Consider the following 18,610-nt stretch of genomic DNA (forward strand, 5'->3'; position numbering starts at 1 on the left):
AAGGATTAAAAATGGAGCTAAAACTTGCAAGAGCCGAATTAGACGCAAAGCCAAAAACGATTTCACTAGAAAAAATAGAGGCAGCTGTCGAAAAAGAGGGTCAGAAAATTTTCTATTTTGATAAAGAAAACACACACAAACAACTAATCGCCCTAGTAGAGCATTTTGAAGAAAAAGGGCTAAGCGTCTATCACAGAACCGTAAAATACGGACTTGATGATAGCGACTACATGTATGAAGTGCATATACTTTAATGAGTAAAAAACTCTTTATCCAAACTTTAGGCTGTGCTATGAATGTTCGCGACAGCGAGCATATCATAGCCGAGTTATCACAAAAAGAAGACTACTCCTTAACACAAAATATCGAAGAAGCTGATTTAATCCTTATAAATACTTGCTCAGTTCGTGAAAAACCGGTTCATAAGCTCTTTAGTGAAGTCGGCGCATTTGAAAAAGCCAAAAAAAGAGGAGCTAAAATAGGCGTTTGCGGTTGCACTGCAAGCCATTTGGGTAGCGAAATTTTTAAGCGCGCACCTTACGTTGACTTTGTCCTTGGCGCAAGAAATGTTAGCAAGATCACAAAAGCTGTAAATACACCTAAATTTATCTCAACCGATATCAACCACGACGAGAGTGAATACGCATTTGGCGAATTTAGAGGCTCGCCATACAAAAGCCACATAAACATCTCGATCGGCTGTGATAAAAAGTGCACCTACTGCATCGTCCCGCACACCAGAGGAGATGAAATTTCTATTCCTTCAAGCCTTATCTTAAAAGAGGTAGAAAAGGCCGCAAAAAGCGGTGCAAAAGAGATATTTTTACTAGGGCAAAATGTCAATAACTACGGCAAAAGATTTTCTGGCATGCAAGAAAATATTGATTTTAGCGACCTGCTAGTAAAGATAAGCGAGATAGAGGGCGTTGAAAGGATAAGATTTACAAGCCCACACCCACTTCATATGGATGATAAATTTCTTGAAATTTTCACTAATAACCCAAAAATTTGCAAGTCAATGCACATGCCACTTCAAAGCGGAAATACCAAAGTTTTACGCGAGATGAAGCGCGGATACACGAAAGAGTGGTTTTTAGACCGTGCGCTAAGACTTAGAAAGATGTGTCCAGATGTGAGCATCTCAACTGATATCATCGTCGCATTTCCAGGCGAGAGTGATAGCGAGTTTGAAGATACGATGGACGTGCTTGAGCAAGTTAGATTTGAGCAAATTTTTAGCTTTAAGTATTCGCCTCGCCCTCTTACAAAGGCAGCTACTTTCACAAATCAAATAGATGATAAAACCGCTTCAGCAAGGCTTACTCGCCTACAAAATCGCCATAATGAAATTTTAGACGAGATCGTGGCGGCACAAAAAGATAAAATTTTTGATGTATATTTTGAAGAGCTAAGAGCAAATGGCGGCGTTGCTGGGCGAAGTTTTAATAACTTTTTAGTTCAAGTTGATGGAAGCGAAGAGCTTCTTGGCACTACACAAAAAATCAAGATCACAAACCCAAAACGAATGGTTTTGTATGGCGAGCTGCAAATTTAAAAACGTCTTTGAAAAGGTCGCCCTAAGCATTGGCGTCTTTTTCATCTACATTTTGATGTGGCTCATTTTTCTAACCTGCAAAAAGAGCTACACTCCAAATTTCTTACCACAAAATGGCTGCGTCGTCGTCTTTTGGCACGGCAGACTTAGCTTTATGAGCTTTGCCTATAGACGCTGGTGGAGCAGACAAAATAGAAAACAAGGTAAGGTGATAATCAGCGACCACAAGGATGGCGAGCTAATCACTAGAATAATCAAATTTTTTGGCATCGGCACCATTAGAGGCAGCAGCTCAAAAGGTGGCGCAAGAGCACTGATAGAAGCTCTAAGAGAGATAAAGCAAGGCCACGACGTCATCATCACGCCAGATGGTCCAAGAGGACCAAGGCACAGCGTGGCAGACGGAGCTGCTGTGATCGCACAAAAGTCATCTTGTGAAATTTATGCTCTAAATTTTGAAGCAAGCTCGTTTTGGGAGTTTAAAAGCTGGGATAAGATGATACTTCCAAAGCCATTTTCAACTATAAATTTTAGCCTCTCAGCCCCTTTTAGCGTGGCAAATTTAGATCAAAAAGAGGCAAAAGAGAAGATACAAAACGAGCTTTGGCAGGCCTCGCAAAACGACGGTGGTAAGAGCGTGGAGCAAAACCAAGAGGACTTTAGAGCAAATTTAAAAATTTGGTGGAAAAAGTATGCGCATAAAAATCCGCAAATAAGAGACGAGATAAAAGAAATTTTGGATGAAATTTATGAAAAATAAACTATCTATTTTTATAGCCATCTTTCTAATTGTTTTATTCGGACTATTTTTTTATAGCGACAACTCCTACAAACTCGCCCTTGAAGCAAAATTTTTATACGAAAACAAAGAATATGAAAAGGCTTTAAATTTAAGCCAAAAAGCACTTGATATAGATATTTATAACAAAATGGCAAATACTGTGCTAAATCAAAGCAAGGCTGCTATCAAATTTAGCTCATACATAAAAAATGGCAAAGAGTATCTTGAGCGTATCAAAAAAATGAGCCAAAGTAGCATCAGCAAGGCTGATAGTGAACGCATTAAGATGATGTGTGATGTGATGATAGAGGATTTTGACGACCTTAAAAACTCGGCCTTACTTGATAGTGAGCTAAAAAATGAAGCTTTAAATACAAAAGAGATTTTCGTTAAGCTTAAAAACGAGCTGTTTTAAACTTATTTAATCCCTTTTTAGCTACCATAACGAAAATTATGCACTAAATTTAGGAGATTTATGTCTTTTAGCGTCAAAAAGCTTTTTTCTAACCTTTTTTTAAGCGTCGTGTTGGAGGGCAATGAGTGCATATTCTTCGGTCAGGTCTTTAGAAATGGCAAACTTTTAAAAACCATAAACGCTAAATTTACAGATATAAATATCGATAATATCGATGAAAAAATCATAAAATACATAGAAGAGCAAGAAAAAACATATTTTGGCGTATATGTTTCAGTTTTTTTTAACGACGACTCACAAGGCGCGCTTCCTAGTGTTAGCTTTGATGAATACAAAAAATTTAATATAAATACTAAAAATCTTACAAGCCTTATCATGCAGGATAGCTGGAGTATTTATGCAAATTTAAATGCTATAAAAAAATATAAAAATTTATTTGGACAAGATAGTGTAGATCTCATCTACTCACCTATTGCCCTACTCTTTCACGAGCTTTTAAAACGCGGAATTTCTCCAAAAATTACACTTTATCTTTATATCCATGCACATTCGTTTACGCTTGCGATATTTAAAGATAAACAAATGAAATTATCCACTTTTTTAAATATGGCTGGTATTGAGGAAACTAATCAGGAAGCTGAAAGCCTAAAAGAAGAAGATATAACAGATATTGATAACTTAATCATTAAAGAAGAAAATGACGCAACGTCGCTTGATGATTTTAAAAGTTTAGATGATTTTTTAAGTGATGATAAACCAAAAGAATTTGAAGATCTAAATTATGAACTAAATATGCCAGTTTCTACAAATGTAGAAAAATCGGTTGCTATTTTTGGGTATGACATGAAGATGTTTGATTACATCGTAAAGGCTGTAAAAGAATTTTACGAAAATCCTCTCTACGGCGGTGATTTTATTGAACAAATAATTGTTTTTGAAAACACAAAAACAAGTGCAACTTTTTTACAATATCTGCAATCTGAGCTTCTAGTGGAGACTTCTGTGTATCCAGTGAATACAAATCATATTATGAATGAAATCATGCAAGAAGAGATAGTATTATGAGATTTAGCTTTATTGCTCCAGAACCAAGACCACTTATATCTATCTTTAGTAAAATTTGGCTAAGTCTTATAAGTTTTGTGTTTGTAGCTCTTTTGGCAACAAATTTCTTTATACTCTATAAAAATTATTCAATTGAAAAAAATATAAATTTTTTATCAAATGAGCAAAAAGAACTTAGTCAAAAAATAGTCACAACAGATGAAATTTCAGCTAAACTCGCCGTACAAATAGAATCTGCAAATGATATCTTCACATCAAATTCTATTCTCAAGCAAAGCTTGCACAATCTTTTTGATCTAGTGCCTGACAGTATAACGCTTGAAGAGGTTTTTATGGATAAAAACTCACTCATCATTCGTGGTATAACGCCGACAAAAGATGTATTTAATCAGCTTCTAGCTTCACCTTTAAGATCTATTTTTACGACTTCTAATACTAGCTTTTATCAAAGTAAAAACGGCTGGTACGGCTTTATAAGCACAAACAAAATTGATAATTCTGAGGGATATAATGAGTAAAAAAGATACGAGCTTAGAAAAAATAGATCCCGTCAAGCTTTTACTTTTTATATTTGCTTTTATTATAGTTTGCTTCATTATGATATTTGGTTTTATCGTGCCAAATATAAAAGAATTTAAAAGCCTAACTAGACAAAATTATTCACAAACCTCATCTTACACAAAAGTAAAAAATGAATTTGAAGCCAAATTTAAAGCTCTTGAAGCAACTAAACAAAAAGATGGAGCTATCATTTCAGCTTTTGAGGCTAAATTTGATAAAGATAAATTTATAGATTTTGCCTCTAAATTTTTCAGTGAAGTGAGCCTTAGTAAAATAGAAGAAAGTGATAATAACGCTAGTGAGAAATTTTTTAGATTTCGCCTAAATGTAACTAGCTCTCTAAGGACACCACAAAAATTTTATGACTTTTTAGATGCGCTTAGCAGCTATGATAGTATCGTAAAGACAGAATTTCCTATCGTCATGAAAGGCGAAAAGGATAAAATCCATACTACTTTTAATATAAAAGTTTTTGGGTTGAAGTAAGAAACTAAAGTCCACCGTTAAGATAAAGTTTAACCAAAAACTCACTATATCTTTTTCTACCAAGATAGTTTAAATGTTCCCAATCAGATAATTCTTCATCGCCAAATTTTAAATTTGTAAGATCAACAATTTTGGCATTTTTGATGGCTGATATTATTTCATTTATACTATATTGAAGTCTCATTCCATCAAACATTGGTTCAAGTAAAATAATTACTTTCATGCCGTTTTTAACCAGTGGATCTATTATATAATTTTGCATGTATTTTAATGTGTTTAAATTCAGCTCTTTTAATTCAATAACCTTGCCATAATTCTCTCTCGGTATTGTATTTGCAAAAAGTATATTATCACCATTGCTACATTTTGCAACAATAATCTTTTTGTCTTTTGTAAAATTTGAATTTACTTCACTTGTGTTAATTAGCTCGCAATCACTATTTGCTTCAATATTAAAGAAATTTTCTACACTAAAATTATTTACATTGGTTGCAGTCTTTGGTGTAAATTTACCATAAGTCATAATTACTCTATTATAGATAGCTTCAGAGTATCTTAAAAATAAATGCAAGCTTGCTAAATAATCTGGCAGTGTTTTTAAAAACGTTATCTTATTTGTGCCAAAATTTGCCATTAGTTCATCAGTGGTATAAATTTTGACATCTCTCTCAATATAATCTTTAAAAAGATCGCTAACTCTTATACTAACAACAACCTCTTTTGCACCAACTTTTTTAATAGCATTTACAATAAAAGGATAGTCACCTATAAAATTTCCAGAAACGCCAAAATTATAAATACCAATATTATTTTCTTTAAAAATGTTTGTTGAAATATGATTAAACGTCCTACTGCTTCCAACAAAAACGATATCCTTTTGTTTTTCGCTATTTATCTTAAAGTGCTCCGCTTTTGAAATTTTATTATCAACGAAATTTGTCTTACTTGTTCTACTTTCTGCAAAAACATAAAGTACAACATCAAGCCCAACCATAGCAAATACTACCAAAGACAAGCATAGAAATATTTTTTTCTTAAAATCTAAAGTATAAAAATTCACTCGCATTATTAAGCCTAATTACCAAGATTGATATAAATAAAAAGAAAGATGTTGCAAAAATTTGCCAGATAGTAAATTTAAATTTCTTATCAAATGCCATTTGCATAGAGTTTTTAAAAAGCAAAACAACCAAAAAAGCTAAAACGACAAAAAATATCTCAAGATAGTTAACGTCTATTTTAAACTCACCAAAAAACATCCCTCGGATCACTTTCATGGCATCTTCAAAGCTTTTTGCCCTAAAAAATATCCATGTAAAATTTACAAAGTTAAAGGTGATGATCCAAGCAATGATTTTATTTAATTTAAAATTTAACTTTTGCCAACATCTGTGAATAACAATAGCAACACCATGTAAAGCACCCCAAACAACAAATGTCCAAGCAGCCCCATGCCAAAGACCGCCTATCAAAAATACCAAAAACAAATTTAGATAGGTACGGCTCTGCCCCCCCCTATTTCCTCCAAGTGGGATATATATGTAGTCTCTTAAAAACGTGATAGTGTAATGTGCCACCTATGCCAAAAATCCTGAATATTTAAAGCCTTATACGGGGAGTTAAAATTTATGGGAAGCCTTATGTTAAAAAGTAGCGCAAGACCTATCGCCATATCACAATAACCACTAAAATCAAAATAAAGTTGAAAGGTATATGAAAGTGACGTCGCCCATGCTTGCAGAAAAGTCAAATTTCCTTCCACATCAAATCCAGCATTTGTAAAAATCGAAAAAATATCAGCAACCACACTCTTCTTAAATAGCCCCATGCTAAAAACAAAAAGCCCAAGAGCTATAAATTTATAGTTTTTTATAAGATTAAATTTATTTGTAAACTGAGGCATCATTTCTTTGTGATGCACTATCGGACCAGCAATAAGCTGTGGAAAAAATGTTATAAAAAGGCAGTAGTTTAAAAAACTATTCTCTTTTGTCTGCTTGTTATAACTATCCACTAGATATGCTATTTGCTGAAATGTGACAAAACTAAGTGCTAGCGGCAAAGCGATATGAAGCAGACCCAAATTCATACTTGCAATAGCGTTTAAATTTGATATTAAAAAATCAGCATATTTAAAATATCCAAGCAAAGCAAGATTACAAACTACGCCAAGAACCAAAATAGCTTTGTTTTGATGTTCTGCTAAAAATTTTGAAACAAAGAAGTTAAAAACAATACTTCCTAGCAAAATCGGTAGATGATAAACATTCCAATAAGCATAAAAAATCTGCTAAAAATTTTGAAACAAAGAAGTTAAAAACAATACTTCCTAGCAAAATCGGTAGATGATAAACATTCCAATAAGCATAAAAAAATAGACTAGCACTCACCAAAAAAGCTTTTGCAAGAGTACTTAGTCTCTTTTTATTCAGAAAAAAATATACAAAAAATACAAGCGGCAAAAATACAAATACAAAGGCATATGAGTTAAAAAGCAAGTTTATTCCTTGCTTTTATCCACACACTTACCAAGTTGGCAGGCTCTTTTGTAAAGTGCGTCTGCCTTTGCTTCATTGCCGCTTAGCTTTGCAAGCAAAAAGCATGACTGGGCATACTCAAGCTCGCAGCTCTTTGCCAAAAGCCTTAGCACTCTAGCCTCGGCCTTAGTTCTATCTATCTTATGAGTCTTTAAATTTTCACTTTCGATGTAGGATTTTAGCCCCATAGCCTCATTATAGCAGCCAACACCATCGCCACTATCACAAGCTAGTTTATAAAGTTTTAGAGCTTTTTCCATATCTTTTTGCTCATCAATCAGCCCTTGCTCATAAATTTGACCCAAATTTGAACAAGCCGTCGCAAGCCCAGCATTGCAAGCTTTTTCGTAGTAGCCTTTTGCTTTTACAAAGTCTTTTTCGTTGCTAAAATTTACAGCTAGGTTGTTGCAGTCGATGCTATTTCCACCCTCGCAGTTTTGCATCATCTTCTCTTTTTCAAGTTCAAGACGCTCTGCCCTAGCCTCTTCATCACTTTGCCAAAAGCCAAAGCTTACCATCTTTTGCCACGACCAGCAACCACCAAGCATAAAGCCCATAGCCAAAATAAGACCAAAATTTAAGACCTTTTTCACTTACATTCCTAGCTTTGTACCTAGTCTTTTCATCTGCGGGCATGCCTTGCTTAGCCCACGAAAGCAAGCAACTTTATAAATTCCATAAGCCCTTTTTTCGTCTTTATTGACACCAAGACCAAGCTCGTACATCGCTCCGATATTGGCACAACTTGGCAAATCGCCAGCATTGCATGCATTTGTATAAGCTTGCATTGCTAAGTAATAATCTAGCTTAACGATCTCGCCTTTTCTATAAGCATTGCCTAAATGATAGCAAGCTTGCATGCCTCCGCCATTGCAACTTTCTTTATAAATTGAAATTGCCTTTTTTGGATTTTTTTTAACTCCAAGTCCAAGCTCATAAAGAGTGCCCAAATTTGCACAACCGACTTGTACTTTAGCATCGCAAGCTTTTTTATAATTTGTTAAAGCATTTTCATATTCTTTTAAAAGCTCGTAATTTACACCCAAATCGTTGCAAGCTTCCGCATCGCCTTCTTCGCATTTTGGTATTAAAATTTCGATCGCATTTCTTGAAATTTGCTCTTTATTTTGCACTATTTTTTCATCCTTTGGTTGCTGCCACGAATCATCTTGTTTTTGTCCTACACCAATCACGTTTAAGCAGCCAGTGAAAAATAAAGCCGATAAAAGCAATAAATATTTTTTCATTCTTTTCCTTTTAAAATTGTCCAAATAAGTCATTTAGTGCTTCACTGATACTTGGATGAGTAAAAATTTGATTTTTAAAGAAATTTGCATTTGCTTTTAAATTCATAGCAATTGCGATTTCATTTATCAGCTCATTTGCATAGACGCAGTGAAAGCTAGCACCTAAAATTTCGCCGCTTTGTGCATCAACGATAGCTTTTAACATACCTACATCGTGATTTAGTACTTTTGCGCCTGGTACTGTTGCCATGCTAAGCTTTAGCTCTTTAAAATTTAGACCAAATTTACTTGCTTCTTTGGCGTTCATTCCAACTCTTGCTAGCGGAGTGTCGGTAAATAGCACATTTGCGTGAATGCTTCTATTTTTAGTATTTCTCTTTTTATCACCAAAAATTTGTGAATAAACTATCCTAAAATCATCTAAGCTCGTATAAGTAAAAAGCTCTCCGCCGCGCACGTCGCCTACCGCATAGATGTTTGGCACATTTGTTTGAAGGTTTTCATTTGTCTTTATAAAGCCTTTTTCATTTAGCTCAACTCCAGTAGCTTTTAAATTTAAATCATCCACATTTGCTACTCTGCCAAGCGCGATCAAAAATGCATCAGCTCTAAGACATCTTTGCTCACCATTTTGCTTGAAATTTAATACATTTTCTTTAATGCACTCTATCTCGCAACCCTCTAAAATTTCAACGCCTTGGACTCTAAGAGCTTCTTTTACGCTATTAGCTATATCATCATCTTCGTTTTTAAGTAGTTTTGAGCGCCCTATAATAGTCACTTTTGAGCCAAAATTTGCAAACATTGATGCAAACTCTATACCGATAAAACCACTACCGATAATGACAAAATGCTTTGGTAAATTTTTTAGATCAAGCAAAGTTTGGCTTGAAAATACATTTGAGCTTACAACCTCAAAAGGAGTATCTGCCTCTTTTGAGCCACTATTTATGATAATAAAATCGCCCTCTATTATCTTTTTCTCACCACTTGGCGTTGTTACAAGTACGCTATTTTCACTAGCAAATGAGCCAATACCATCGATCACATCTATATTTTCTTTATCATTTAGCATTGCGTAGTTTTTAGCATTCAAAGCTGAGATTAGTTTATTTTTATTTTCCACACTAAGCGTGTAATATTCGCTTTCAACACTATTATTTACAAATTTTGCCTCTTTAGCGGCTGTTATTAGACGCTTGGTTGGTATGCAGCCAACATTTATGCAAGTGCCTCCATACATCTTTGGCGATCTCTCTACAAGAGCTACTTTTTTGCCAAGTGCGGCAGCTTTAACCGCTAGCGTTTTGCCAGCTTTTCCAAAACCAATAATTACAATATCATATTTCATTTTCAGTCCCTTATCTTTCCCATTACATAGTAAGTTGTTTCATTTATCTTTTTTAGCTCCATTTTATATTTATTAGCCCAGTTTTTTATGATCTCATCAACTCGCTCTTTTATTTCATTAACGGTAGCTACATTTTTTATCTTTAGTCTATCTTCACTTCCACTCATCGCCACAAAACAAAGGTGCCGCTTTAAATGATCGTTTAGTTCAATTATGCTCTTTGGCAAAAGACCATCAGTATTGTTTAAAATTCTACACATTTGAGCAGTGGTCGTTTCATTGACGTTATAGCCAAGCTGGATTAAAAGTGCATTATGATCCATATCGTTCCTTTTGCTTAAAATTTGCAGGCATTATAAGATAAAATTGGATAAAATCGCCTAAATTTTCAAGGACAAATATGAAAAAATTTATCATTTTTGTGTTTAGTGTTTTGCTATTTTGGGGATGTTCGTTAGATCAAATTTCACAAAATTTTGGCCTTAGCGAGCCACCGCTTGATCCTGAAGTCGAACAAATAGCAGACGCCATCTATCTATACAATGAAGGCAACTATCCAAAGGCTTGTAAGAGATTTTACGACTACGCAAAAGATGGAAATGTTCTAGCCATGCAGCAAACTGGCATTTGCTTTCGTGACGGCAAAGGCTTTAGCAAGGATATCTTAAGGGCACTTTTTTGGTTTGAGACAGCTGGCAGATACGGCAACATAGACGGACTAAGAAGTGCTGGATATATATACGAATACGGCCTTGGGGTCAATAAAAATTTAGAAAAAGCGATATATTTTTATGAAAAAGCTACAAGCCTTGGCTCAAGCGAGGCAAGTTATGATCTAGGGCTTATCTATTTAGGCAAAAATGACTATAAAAAAGCGAGAATTTATCTTGATGAGGCTTGCTTTAAAGGTAAAGAAGAAGCGTGCATGAAGCTAAAAGAGATGAAATTTTAGCTCTCATCTCTTTTTATAAATTTACTACGCCTCAGCCTTTTGAGCGATCAAAACACCTTCTATCATCTTTTTGATATCCCCATCAAGTATCGCGTCAGTTTGTGAGTATGCCTCGCCACTGCGGTTGTCTTTTACTTGCTGATATGGGAAAAGCACGTATGATCTTATCTGATGTCCCCAGCCGATCTCACTCTTTTCGACGCTATTATTCGCTTCTTGCTGCTTCATCAGCTCAAGCTCGTAAAGACGAGATTTTAGCATTTTCATCGCTGTAGCTCTATTTTTGTGCTGGCTACGGTCGTTTTGGCACTGCACGACGATACCAGTTGGTATGTGCGTGATACGGATGGCAGATTCAGTTTTATTTACGTGCTGACCGCCTGCACCGCTTGCTCTATAAGTATCTATCTTTAGATCTTTTTCCTCGATCTCGATCTCGATATCATCATCTATCTCAGGGCTTACCATGACACTTGAAAAGCTTGTATGACGGCGCCCTGCGCTATCAAATGGGCTTGTGCGAACGAGCCTGTGGATGCCATTTTCTGCTTTGAAATAACCATAAGCATTTTCGCCTTTTACGATAAAGCTCACATCCTTTAGCCCAGCCTCATCGCCCTCTTGAAAGTCAAGAGTCTCGACCTTAAAGCCCTCGCGCTCGCAAAATCTAAGATACATCCTATAAAGCATGCTCGCCCAGTCATTACTCTCAGTGCCGCCAGCTCCAGGGTGGATCGATACGATCGCGTTTTTGCCGTCATCTTCGCCGCTTAAAAGCATAGAAATTTCAAGATTTACTATCTTTTCATCTAAATTTTTAGCGTCATCAAAAAGAGAATTTATAGTCTCTTCGTCATTTTCAGAATTTGCTAGCTCAAAAAGCTCCTTTGCATCACTTACTGCCTGATTAGCGTCGTTAAATTTTTCAAGCATATTTGAAATTTTAGTTTTTTCTTTATTTAGCGCCCCTGCTTTAGCGATATCTTGCCAAAAATCAGGATCTTGCTCGGTGGCCTCGATCTCTTTTAGTCTAGCCTTTATCTCGTCAGGCTTTACGATAGAGCCTATGTTTTCAACTTTTGTTTGTAGCTTCTTTAAAAGCTCGTTGTATTCGTAACTATCCAAGTTTTTCTCCAAAAATTTTTGCCGATTTTAGCCAAAAGTTGCTTACATTTTTAAATTTACGCCCTTTTAATCCTTTTTTGTTACAATGCCAAGTTAAAATTTCAAACAAAAAGAGTCAAAATGCAAGTCATAAGAACTATAAAAGAACTTCAAAATTTCGTCTCTAGCACAAGCGCAAAGATCGGTTTTGTGCCGACAATGGGCGCACTTCATGACGGACATGTTAGCCTTATTAAAAAATGCGTGAGCGAAAACGAGATAAGTATCGTCTCAACATTCGTTAATCCAACTCAATTTTTACCAGGCGAAGATCTGGACAAATACCCAAGAAACGAACAAAACGACATTAAAATTTGTGAGCAAAATGGTGTTAGTGCTATTTTTATCCCAGATGCTGGTGAACTTTACTTTGAAGATGAGCCTCTAATCGTCGCTCCAAAGAAATTTTCAGCTATCTTAGAGGGCAAAACTAGGCCAGGCCACTTTGATGGCGTCTTAAGGGTGCTAAACAAGCTATTTCGCCTAACTCGTGCAAATAGCGTTTACATGGGCAAAAAAGATACACAACAATTAATCATCGTGCAAAACATGATAAAGACATTTTTTCTTAATACCAGCCTAGTAGCTTGCGATATCGTTAGAGAGCCAGACGGCTTAGCGCTTTCAAGTAGAAACGTCTATATCTGCGACGAAGATAAATGTAATGCTCTAAGGCTTTCAAGATCGCTAAATAAAGCACAAAATTTGATCCAAAACGGCGAAGAGGACGCAAGCGAGATCAAAACAAAGATGTTTGAAGTGCTAGAGCCGTTAAAGGTTGATTATGTCGCTATTACGGATAGAAATTTGAATGAAATTTCAAAAGTAGAAAAAGGCAACACCATCATCTTAGTAGCAGCTTATGTTGGCAAAACTAGGCTAATAGATAATATCTGGATATAAAAATGCCAAAACTTCACTTAATTTCACTTGGCTGTAACAAAAATTTAGTTGATTCGGAAATAATGCTTGGCAGATTGCAAAACTACGATATCACGGATGATATCAGTGACGCTGACGTTATCATCGTAAATACCTGTGGCTTTATCAAATCCGCCAAAGAAGAGAGCATCCAAACCATACTTGAGATGCACGAAGCACGTAAAAATGGCTCTTTACTAGTAGTAACTGGCTGTCTTATGCAGCGCTACAAAGACGAACTCATGAAAGAGCTACCAGAGGTTGATCTCTTTACCGGTGTGGCTGACTATGACAAGATCGATGAGATCATCTTAAAAAAGCAAAATTTATTTAGCCCACAAACTTATCTACAAGCAAATGAAGAGCGTGTGATAACTGGCTCAAACTACCACGCCTACATCAAAATTTCAGAGGGCTGTAACCAAAAATGCAGCTTTTGTGCCATTCCAACTTTTAAAGGCAAACTAAAATCACGCTCACTTGAAAACATCGTAAATGAGGTTAAAAATCTAGTCAAAAAAGGCTACTACGACTTTAGCTTTTTATCTCAGGACTCAAGCTCATATATGCGCGATCAAGGCGTTAACGACGGGCTTATAAATTTAATAGATGAGATAGAAAAGATAAAGGGCGTAAGGAGTGCCAGGATACTTTATCTCTATCCAAGCACGACTAGTAAGGAGCTAATTGAGCGTATCATCGCCTCGCCTATCTTTCACAACTACTTTGACATGCCGATTCAGCATATCAGCGAAGACATGCTAAAGATAATGAAGCGTGGAAGTGGCGCTAAAAAGATAAAAGAGCTTTTAAATTTAATGAGAGATGCCGAAAATTCGTTTTTACGAACTGGTGTCATCGTGGGTCATCCAGGAGAGAGTGAGGAGGATTTTGAGGAGCTTTGCGAATTTTTAGAAGAGTTTAAATTTGATAGAATTTCAGCCTTTGCCTACTCAAAAGAGGAAGATACGGCATCTTTTGAAATGAAGCAAATCCCAGCCAAAATTATTTCAAAAAGACTAAACAAGATAGAAAAGATCACCAAAAAATCGATAAATGAGAGCTTGCAAAAAGAGATTGGTAAGCAAATTTATGCTTCTCTTGAGGGCGAAAGCAGCGAGGGCGAGATGTTTTACGCAGCCAAAAAAGATATCTGGGATAAAGATATAGACGGAGAAATTTTAATAAACGAGAGCGATGTAAAAGAGCTTGAGATCGGCTCACTCTACCTTTGTGAGGTCACTGATGTGGTCGATCAAAAACTGATCGCTAAAATCATCAAAAAAGCAAAATGATAAGCCAAAATGTGCGAGAAAAGCTAAGCTCAGGTGCAAACCTGCTCGCATTCTCGCACGGCATCGATAGCACCGCACTTTTTTACATTTTAGAAGAAGCTGGGATCAAATTTGATCTAGCGATGGTTGATTACAATGTTCGAGAGCAAAGTAAAAGTGAGATAGAAAGCGCAAAAGATCTCGCAGATAAATTTGGTAAAAAAATTTATACTAAAAGCGTTTTTTTAGATAATTCAAATTTTGAAAAAAATGCGCGCGAGGTAAGATATGAGTTTTTTGGAGAAATTTGCCAAAAATTTGACTATGAAAATTTGGTCCTAGCGCATCAGTTTGACGATAAATTTGAGTGGTTTTTGATGCAGCTTAGTAAGGGTGCTGGGCTAAAAGAGCTCTTTGGCATGAGCGAGCTTGAAAAGAGAAAGCACTTTTGGCTAGTTAGGCCGCTTTTAAATTTACGCAAAAAAGAGCTTCAAAACTATCTTGATGAGAGAAATTTACGCTATTTTATCGATGAGACAAATTTAAAAGGCGAGTTAAAAAGAAGCTTCATGAGGCTAAATTTTAGTGAGCCATTTTTGGATAGATATCTTAGTGGCGTAAAAAAAAGCTTTGAGTTTTTAGAAGCCGATAGACAAATTTTAATACCAAATATCACAAAAATAAGTGATGAAATTTTTATCATAAAAAATGATAGTAATGCGATACGAGGCGTTGATATGGCGGCAAAAGAGCTAAACGTGCTTCTAAGCAAAGCTCAAAAAGATGAGCTAAGTGCAAATTTAGCAAAGCAAACAAGCGTGGTGCTAAGCGGTAAGATCGCTGTCGGATACGCAGATGTTTACCTTCTAGTAACTCCATTTTGTAAAACCATAATGCCAAAAATTTTTAAAGAGAAGGCTAGAATTTTAAAAATTCCAGCTATAAATAGAGGCTATCTTTTTGCTATAAATTTTGATTTATCAAAATTAAATTCTAATAAATATTGAAAGATTTGGCTTTTGCCTGAAACACTCAAAACAAAAGCCAAAATTAATTAAAATAAGCTATTTACGCTTTCATTGTGATATACACGGCGTATCACTTCGCCAAACAATGAAGCGGCACTTAGTACTTTTATACAAGGAAGCTCCTCTGCTAAAGGTATCGTATCTGTTACCACTAGCTCATCTAAAAAGCCTAGTCTTAGCCTATCGTAAGCTGGTCCACTAAGGACTGGATGCGTGCAAAACGCCATAACGCTAGTTGCGCCACGCTCTTTAAAAATTTCAGCTGCTTTTACGATCGTACCAGCTGTATCGATCATATCATCAACCAAAATCACATCTTTGCCATTTACGTCGCCAATTATATTCATCACTTCGCTCTCGTTTGCTTTTTCGCGGCGTTTATCAACAATAACCATGTCAAGATTTAGATTTTTAGCCAAAGCTCTAGCACGAGCCACGCCACCTACATCAGGGCTTGCAACGATTGGATTTGGTAAATTTTTAGCTCTTACGTAGTCATTAAAAATGATACTTCCATAAAGGTTATCAACCGGAATATCAAAAAATCCCTGAATTTGTCCTGCGTGAAGATCCATAGTGACGACTCTATCGATACCTGCTGTTTGCATCATATTTGCCACTAGTTTTGCAGTGATCGGCACTCTAGGAGCTGCTTTTCTATCTTGTCTAGCGTAGCCAAAATACGGCACAATCGCTGTTATAGAGCTTGCACTACTGCGTCTTAAAGCGTCAGTTAAGATAAGTAGCTCCATTAAATTTGTATTTGTCGGTGCACATGTTGGCTGAATGACAAAAACATCTTTTCCGCGCACGCTCTCGCCGATTTGCACGCTGATCTCTCCATCGCTAAATCTTTTTATACTTGCCTCGCTAAGAGGAAGTGAAAGATATTGCGAAATTTTCTTTGAAAGCTCAATATTAGCCGTTCCTGAGAAAATTTTATAGCCTCTCATAATGATAACCTTTTTAGTGATTTTTATGTTGGGATTTTATCGAAACGAGCTTTAATTTAAATTTATTCTTTTTAGGACTATTTTCTAGCCCTAGTTTAATTCTTATCGCCACAATCAAAAATTTTAGCTTTGATTTTACAAACCTTAAAATTTAAACAAGTATAAAAAATATAAGATAACTAAGAATATTTTTTTATTTATAAACATTATAGGACTACAATCACAAAATGTTTAAAGCTTATAGAATTTATGATTTTATCAAAGATGATGGTTTGGATATGAAGGCGGCTTTTGTTGATAGACTCTATCCAAGAGGCATAAGAAAAGAGATATTTTCAAATTTCCTTTGGTTAAAAGATATCACACCAAGCACTACTTTAAGAGAGTGGTTTCATGAAGATAGAGAAGCTAGATTTGATGAGTTTTGTGAGGAATTTGAGCTTGAGCTTGATAATGAAACAGCGCAATCTTGCTTTAAAATGCTAAAAAAACTAGAAAAAGAGCATGGCGATATAGCACTTCTAACAGCTAGCAAAGATATAAATCTTTGCCATATCGTTGTGTTATTAAAAATTTTAAATAAGTAGTTTGCCCGCCTATTTTGCAAGAGTGCCAAGCACCTTTTCAAACTGCACACCATACCATGCACGACTCTTATCTTTTAGCGTGACTTTAATGCTACTAAGCACAAAATTTGCTGCCTTTTTGATAGAATTTTGCATGCTTTCGCCATTTATGAGTGAACCAAAAAGCACAGAAGCAAATATATCTCCAGTCCCACTCGTGTGAAATGGCAAAAATTCGTGAAAATACTCTACCTTCTCTTTTGTCTTTGCGTCGTAAGCTATGATGCCACATTCATTTTGTTTGTATCTAATGCCCTTTAGCACGATCTTTCTAGCTCCAAAGCTAGCCAAACCTTCAAGCAACTCTAAAATATAATCTTGCGTATAGTCACTGCCTAAAAACGGCATCCCGCACATAAAGCTTGCTTCAGTTATATTTGGCGTGATGACGTGAGCCTTTGTGCAAAGTTCGCGCATTTTCATAACAAATTTTTCATCAAATCCGTGATAGAGCTTGCCATTGTCGCCCATGCAAGGATCTACAAGTATTAGTGGAGCAGAGCTATTAAACTCATTAAAAATTTTCTCTATCAGCTCAAGCTGGCTAAAGCTACCTAAAAATCCAGTATAAATTCCATCAAATGCGATATTTTCTTTGTGCCATACTTGTGTTATCGCGTCAAATTCATCAGTCAGATCACGAAATGTGAAATTTTTAAAGCCAGTATGAGTCGAAAGTAGCGCAGTAGGCAAAATACACGCTTCAATGCCTTGAGCGCTAATTATCGGAAGTGCGACGGTAAGGGAGCATTTACCAACACACGAGATGTCTTGTATTGTAAGGATTCTTTTCATTTATGCTCTTAATTTATAAAATTTTACTCCAGCAACATCGGCTAGATAAACCATATCTTGTTGCAAGAGCTTGTTTAGAATTTGCCTTGAGTGTTCTGAGAAATTTTCTTCGACATTTGCGATAGTTTGCGGACGACGCCTTAGCATTTCTAAAATTTCATCCTCACTAAAGTTATACTTTTGCTCTATTTTGTGAGCCTTAGCTATATTAACCGGTACGCCACTTATCTGCTTGGCTAGCTCCTCTAGCTTTTTAGCGTCTACACCCTTTACATTATAGGCTGGCGGGCGATCTATCGTGCCAATATCCACTCGGTGCGGAGCTATCTCATTTATCGCCACATTAAGTGCTTCAAACTCACTTTTTTTGTCGTTAAATCCAGCCACGACTAAAATTTCAAGCACAAGCTCACCAGAAAATTCCTTGCGAAATTTAGTCATCGCTTTTATGAGATCGCTAACTTCTATACCGCTTTTGTTGCGGTCTATCTTTTTAAATGTGCTTTGCACCGCGCTATCCAGGCTAAATTTAACTATATCAAGCCCATGTAGCGCTTCACAAATTTTTGGATCACACACGCCTGAGCCATTACTCAAAATGAGTGTTTTTGCGCTACCTTTTAGCTCATTTACCTTTGCTATCAGCTCTTTTAAGTACGGGTAAAGAGTTGGTTCGCCATTTGCTGTAAGCGTGATGACGTCGATGTTTTGATAAGTTTTTAAAGCTTCTTTTAAATCGCTTATGATCTCATCAACGCTTGGCGGATTTTCTATCACTTCAACCGGCTTTGCGCCACTTAACTCACAATAAACACAGTCAAAATTACATGATTTTTGCTTTGGGCTTAGATCGATGCCTAGGCTCATGCCAAAACGGCGAGAATTTATCGGTCCAAAGA

Annotated in this window: 21 protein-coding genes and 1 pseudogene; 12 read left to right on the forward strand and 10 right to left on the reverse strand. The window is 36.0% G+C overall.

All coding sequences use genetic code 11. The features are described from left to right. Positions 1-11: 11 nt before the first annotated feature. From A3854_RS03920 to A3854_RS03950, 7 genes are read left to right on the forward strand one after another with little or no spacing between them, the layout of a single operon-like run. Complete coding sequence (locus A3854_RS03920) at positions 12-254, forward strand: HP0268 family nuclease (RefSeq protein WP_002941786.1); 243 nt, start codon at positions 12-14, stop codon at positions 252-254. Beyond that, positions 254-1,555, forward strand: coding sequence for a tRNA (N6-isopentenyl adenosine(37)-C2)-methylthiotransferase MiaB (gene miaB / locus A3854_RS03925; RefSeq protein ID WP_084041402.1), 1,302 nt, complete (start codon positions 254-256; stop codon positions 1,553-1,555). Before A3854_RS03920 ends, miaB begins: the two co-directional genes overlap by 1 nt. After that, complete coding sequence (locus A3854_RS03930; RefSeq protein WP_084041403.1) at positions 1,536-2,315, forward strand: lysophospholipid acyltransferase family protein; 780 nt, start codon at positions 1,536-1,538, stop codon at positions 2,313-2,315. Before miaB ends, A3854_RS03930 begins: the two co-directional genes overlap by 20 nt. Further along, a complete protein-coding gene (locus A3854_RS03935) occupies positions 2,305-2,751 on the forward strand; it encodes a hypothetical protein (protein WP_084041518.1) in 447 nt (148 codons plus the stop codon). Before A3854_RS03930 ends, A3854_RS03935 begins: the two co-directional genes overlap by 11 nt. A 60-nt stretch (positions 2,752-2,811) precedes the next feature. After that, positions 2,812-3,816, forward strand: a complete 1,005-nt coding sequence (locus A3854_RS03940) for a hypothetical protein (RefSeq protein ID WP_084041404.1) — start codon at positions 2,812-2,814, stop codon at positions 3,814-3,816. Next, complete coding sequence (locus A3854_RS03945; protein ID WP_084041405.1) at positions 3,813-4,334, forward strand: hypothetical protein; 522 nt, start codon at positions 3,813-3,815, stop codon at positions 4,332-4,334. The genes A3854_RS03940 and A3854_RS03945 overlap by 4 nt, the downstream gene beginning before the upstream one ends. Continuing rightward, complete coding sequence (locus A3854_RS03950) at positions 4,327-4,863, forward strand: hypothetical protein (protein ID WP_084041406.1); 537 nt, start codon at positions 4,327-4,329, stop codon at positions 4,861-4,863. The genes A3854_RS03945 and A3854_RS03950 overlap by 8 nt, the downstream gene beginning before the upstream one ends. A gap of 4 nt (positions 4,864-4,867) precedes the next feature. Here A3854_RS03950 and A3854_RS03955 read toward each other — a convergent pair whose 3' ends face one another. From A3854_RS03955 to A3854_RS03985, 6 genes and pseudogenes are all read right to left on the reverse strand, one after another. After that, positions 4,868-5,857 carry a hypothetical protein gene (locus A3854_RS03955; RefSeq protein WP_141081827.1) on the reverse strand — a complete coding sequence of 330 codons (990 nt, stop codon included), beginning with the start codon at positions 5,855-5,857 and terminating at the stop codon, positions 4,868-4,870. Positions 5,858-5,897: 40 nt separating this feature from the next. Further along, positions 5,898-7,361: pseudogene (locus A3854_RS09985) on the reverse strand (MBOAT family O-acyltransferase). 2 nt (positions 7,362-7,363) lie between these two features. Next, entirely contained in the window at positions 7,364-7,993 is a 630-nt protein-coding gene (locus tag A3854_RS03970) for a tetratricopeptide repeat protein (protein WP_084041409.1), read from the reverse strand. Then, on the reverse strand, positions 7,994-8,647 hold the full coding sequence (locus tag A3854_RS03975) for a tetratricopeptide repeat protein (RefSeq protein ID WP_084041410.1): 654 nt from the start codon (positions 8,645-8,647) through the stop codon (positions 7,994-7,996). Positions 8,648-8,657: 10 nt separating this feature from the next. Then, positions 8,658-9,998 (reverse strand): dihydrolipoyl dehydrogenase family protein, encoded by a 1,341-nt coding sequence (locus A3854_RS03980; RefSeq protein ID WP_084041411.1) that lies wholly within the window; start codon positions 9,996-9,998, stop codon positions 8,658-8,660. A 2-nt stretch (positions 9,999-10,000) separates the two neighbouring features. Then, a complete protein-coding gene (locus A3854_RS03985) occupies positions 10,001-10,321 on the reverse strand; it encodes a type II secretion system protein (protein WP_084041412.1) in 321 nt (106 codons plus the stop codon). A 77-nt stretch (positions 10,322-10,398) separates the two neighbouring features. On the opposite strand from A3854_RS03985, the gene A3854_RS03995 reads away from it, so the two are divergent. Next, positions 10,399-10,950 (forward strand): tetratricopeptide repeat protein, encoded by a 552-nt coding sequence (locus A3854_RS03995; protein ID WP_084041413.1) that lies wholly within the window; start codon positions 10,399-10,401, stop codon positions 10,948-10,950. Between the two features lie 24 nt (positions 10,951-10,974). Here the strand turns inward: A3854_RS03995 and prfB are convergent, their stop codons facing one another. After that, positions 10,975-12,075 carry a peptide chain release factor 2 gene (prfB, locus tag A3854_RS04000; RefSeq protein WP_084041414.1) on the reverse strand — a complete coding sequence of 367 codons (1,101 nt, stop codon included), beginning with the start codon at positions 12,073-12,075 and terminating at the stop codon, positions 10,975-10,977. 120 nt (positions 12,076-12,195) lie between these two features. Between prfB and panC the strand changes: the two genes are divergently transcribed. The 3 genes from panC to tilS are packed head-to-tail and all read left to right on the forward strand — an operon-like array spanning position 12,196 to position 15,316. Further along, positions 12,196-13,017 carry a pantoate--beta-alanine ligase gene (panC, locus tag A3854_RS04005; RefSeq protein ID WP_084041415.1) on the forward strand — a complete coding sequence of 274 codons (822 nt, stop codon included), beginning with the start codon at positions 12,196-12,198 and terminating at the stop codon, positions 13,015-13,017. Between the two features lie 2 nt (positions 13,018-13,019). Beyond that, on the forward strand, positions 13,020-14,330 hold the full coding sequence (rimO, locus tag A3854_RS04010; RefSeq protein WP_084041416.1) for a 30S ribosomal protein S12 methylthiotransferase RimO: 1,311 nt from the start codon (positions 13,020-13,022) through the stop codon (positions 14,328-14,330). After that, positions 14,327-15,316 (forward strand): tRNA lysidine(34) synthetase TilS, encoded by a 990-nt coding sequence (tilS, locus tag A3854_RS04015; RefSeq protein WP_084041417.1) that lies wholly within the window; start codon positions 14,327-14,329, stop codon positions 15,314-15,316. The genes rimO and tilS overlap by 4 nt, the downstream gene beginning before the upstream one ends. A gap of 47 nt (positions 15,317-15,363) precedes the next feature. Here the strand turns inward: tilS and A3854_RS04020 are convergent, their stop codons facing one another. After that, complete coding sequence (locus A3854_RS04020) at positions 15,364-16,290, reverse strand: ribose-phosphate pyrophosphokinase (protein WP_072594149.1); 927 nt, start codon at positions 16,288-16,290, stop codon at positions 15,364-15,366. Between the two features lie 227 nt (positions 16,291-16,517). On the opposite strand from A3854_RS04020, the gene A3854_RS04025 reads away from it, so the two are divergent. Then, a complete protein-coding gene (locus A3854_RS04025; protein ID WP_084041418.1) occupies positions 16,518-16,877 on the forward strand; it encodes a DUF488 domain-containing protein in 360 nt (119 codons plus the stop codon). 9 nt (positions 16,878-16,886) lie between these two features. Here the strand turns inward: A3854_RS04025 and A3854_RS04030 are convergent, their stop codons facing one another. Together A3854_RS04030 and A3854_RS04035 are read right to left on the reverse strand one after the other, a co-directional pair. After that, positions 16,887-17,711 (reverse strand): pyridoxamine kinase, encoded by an 825-nt coding sequence (locus A3854_RS04030; RefSeq protein WP_084041419.1) that lies wholly within the window; start codon positions 17,709-17,711, stop codon positions 16,887-16,889. Then, positions 17,712-18,578, reverse strand: a complete 867-nt coding sequence (locus A3854_RS04035) for a radical SAM protein (RefSeq protein WP_084041519.1) — start codon at positions 18,576-18,578, stop codon at positions 17,712-17,714. Positions 18,579-18,610 lie beyond the last annotated feature (32 nt).

The sequence above is a fragment of the Campylobacter concisus genome (genome assembly GCF_002092845.1).
GTDB classification, from domain to species: domain Bacteria; phylum Campylobacterota; class Campylobacteria; order Campylobacterales; family Campylobacteraceae; genus Campylobacter_A; species Campylobacter_A concisus_AQ.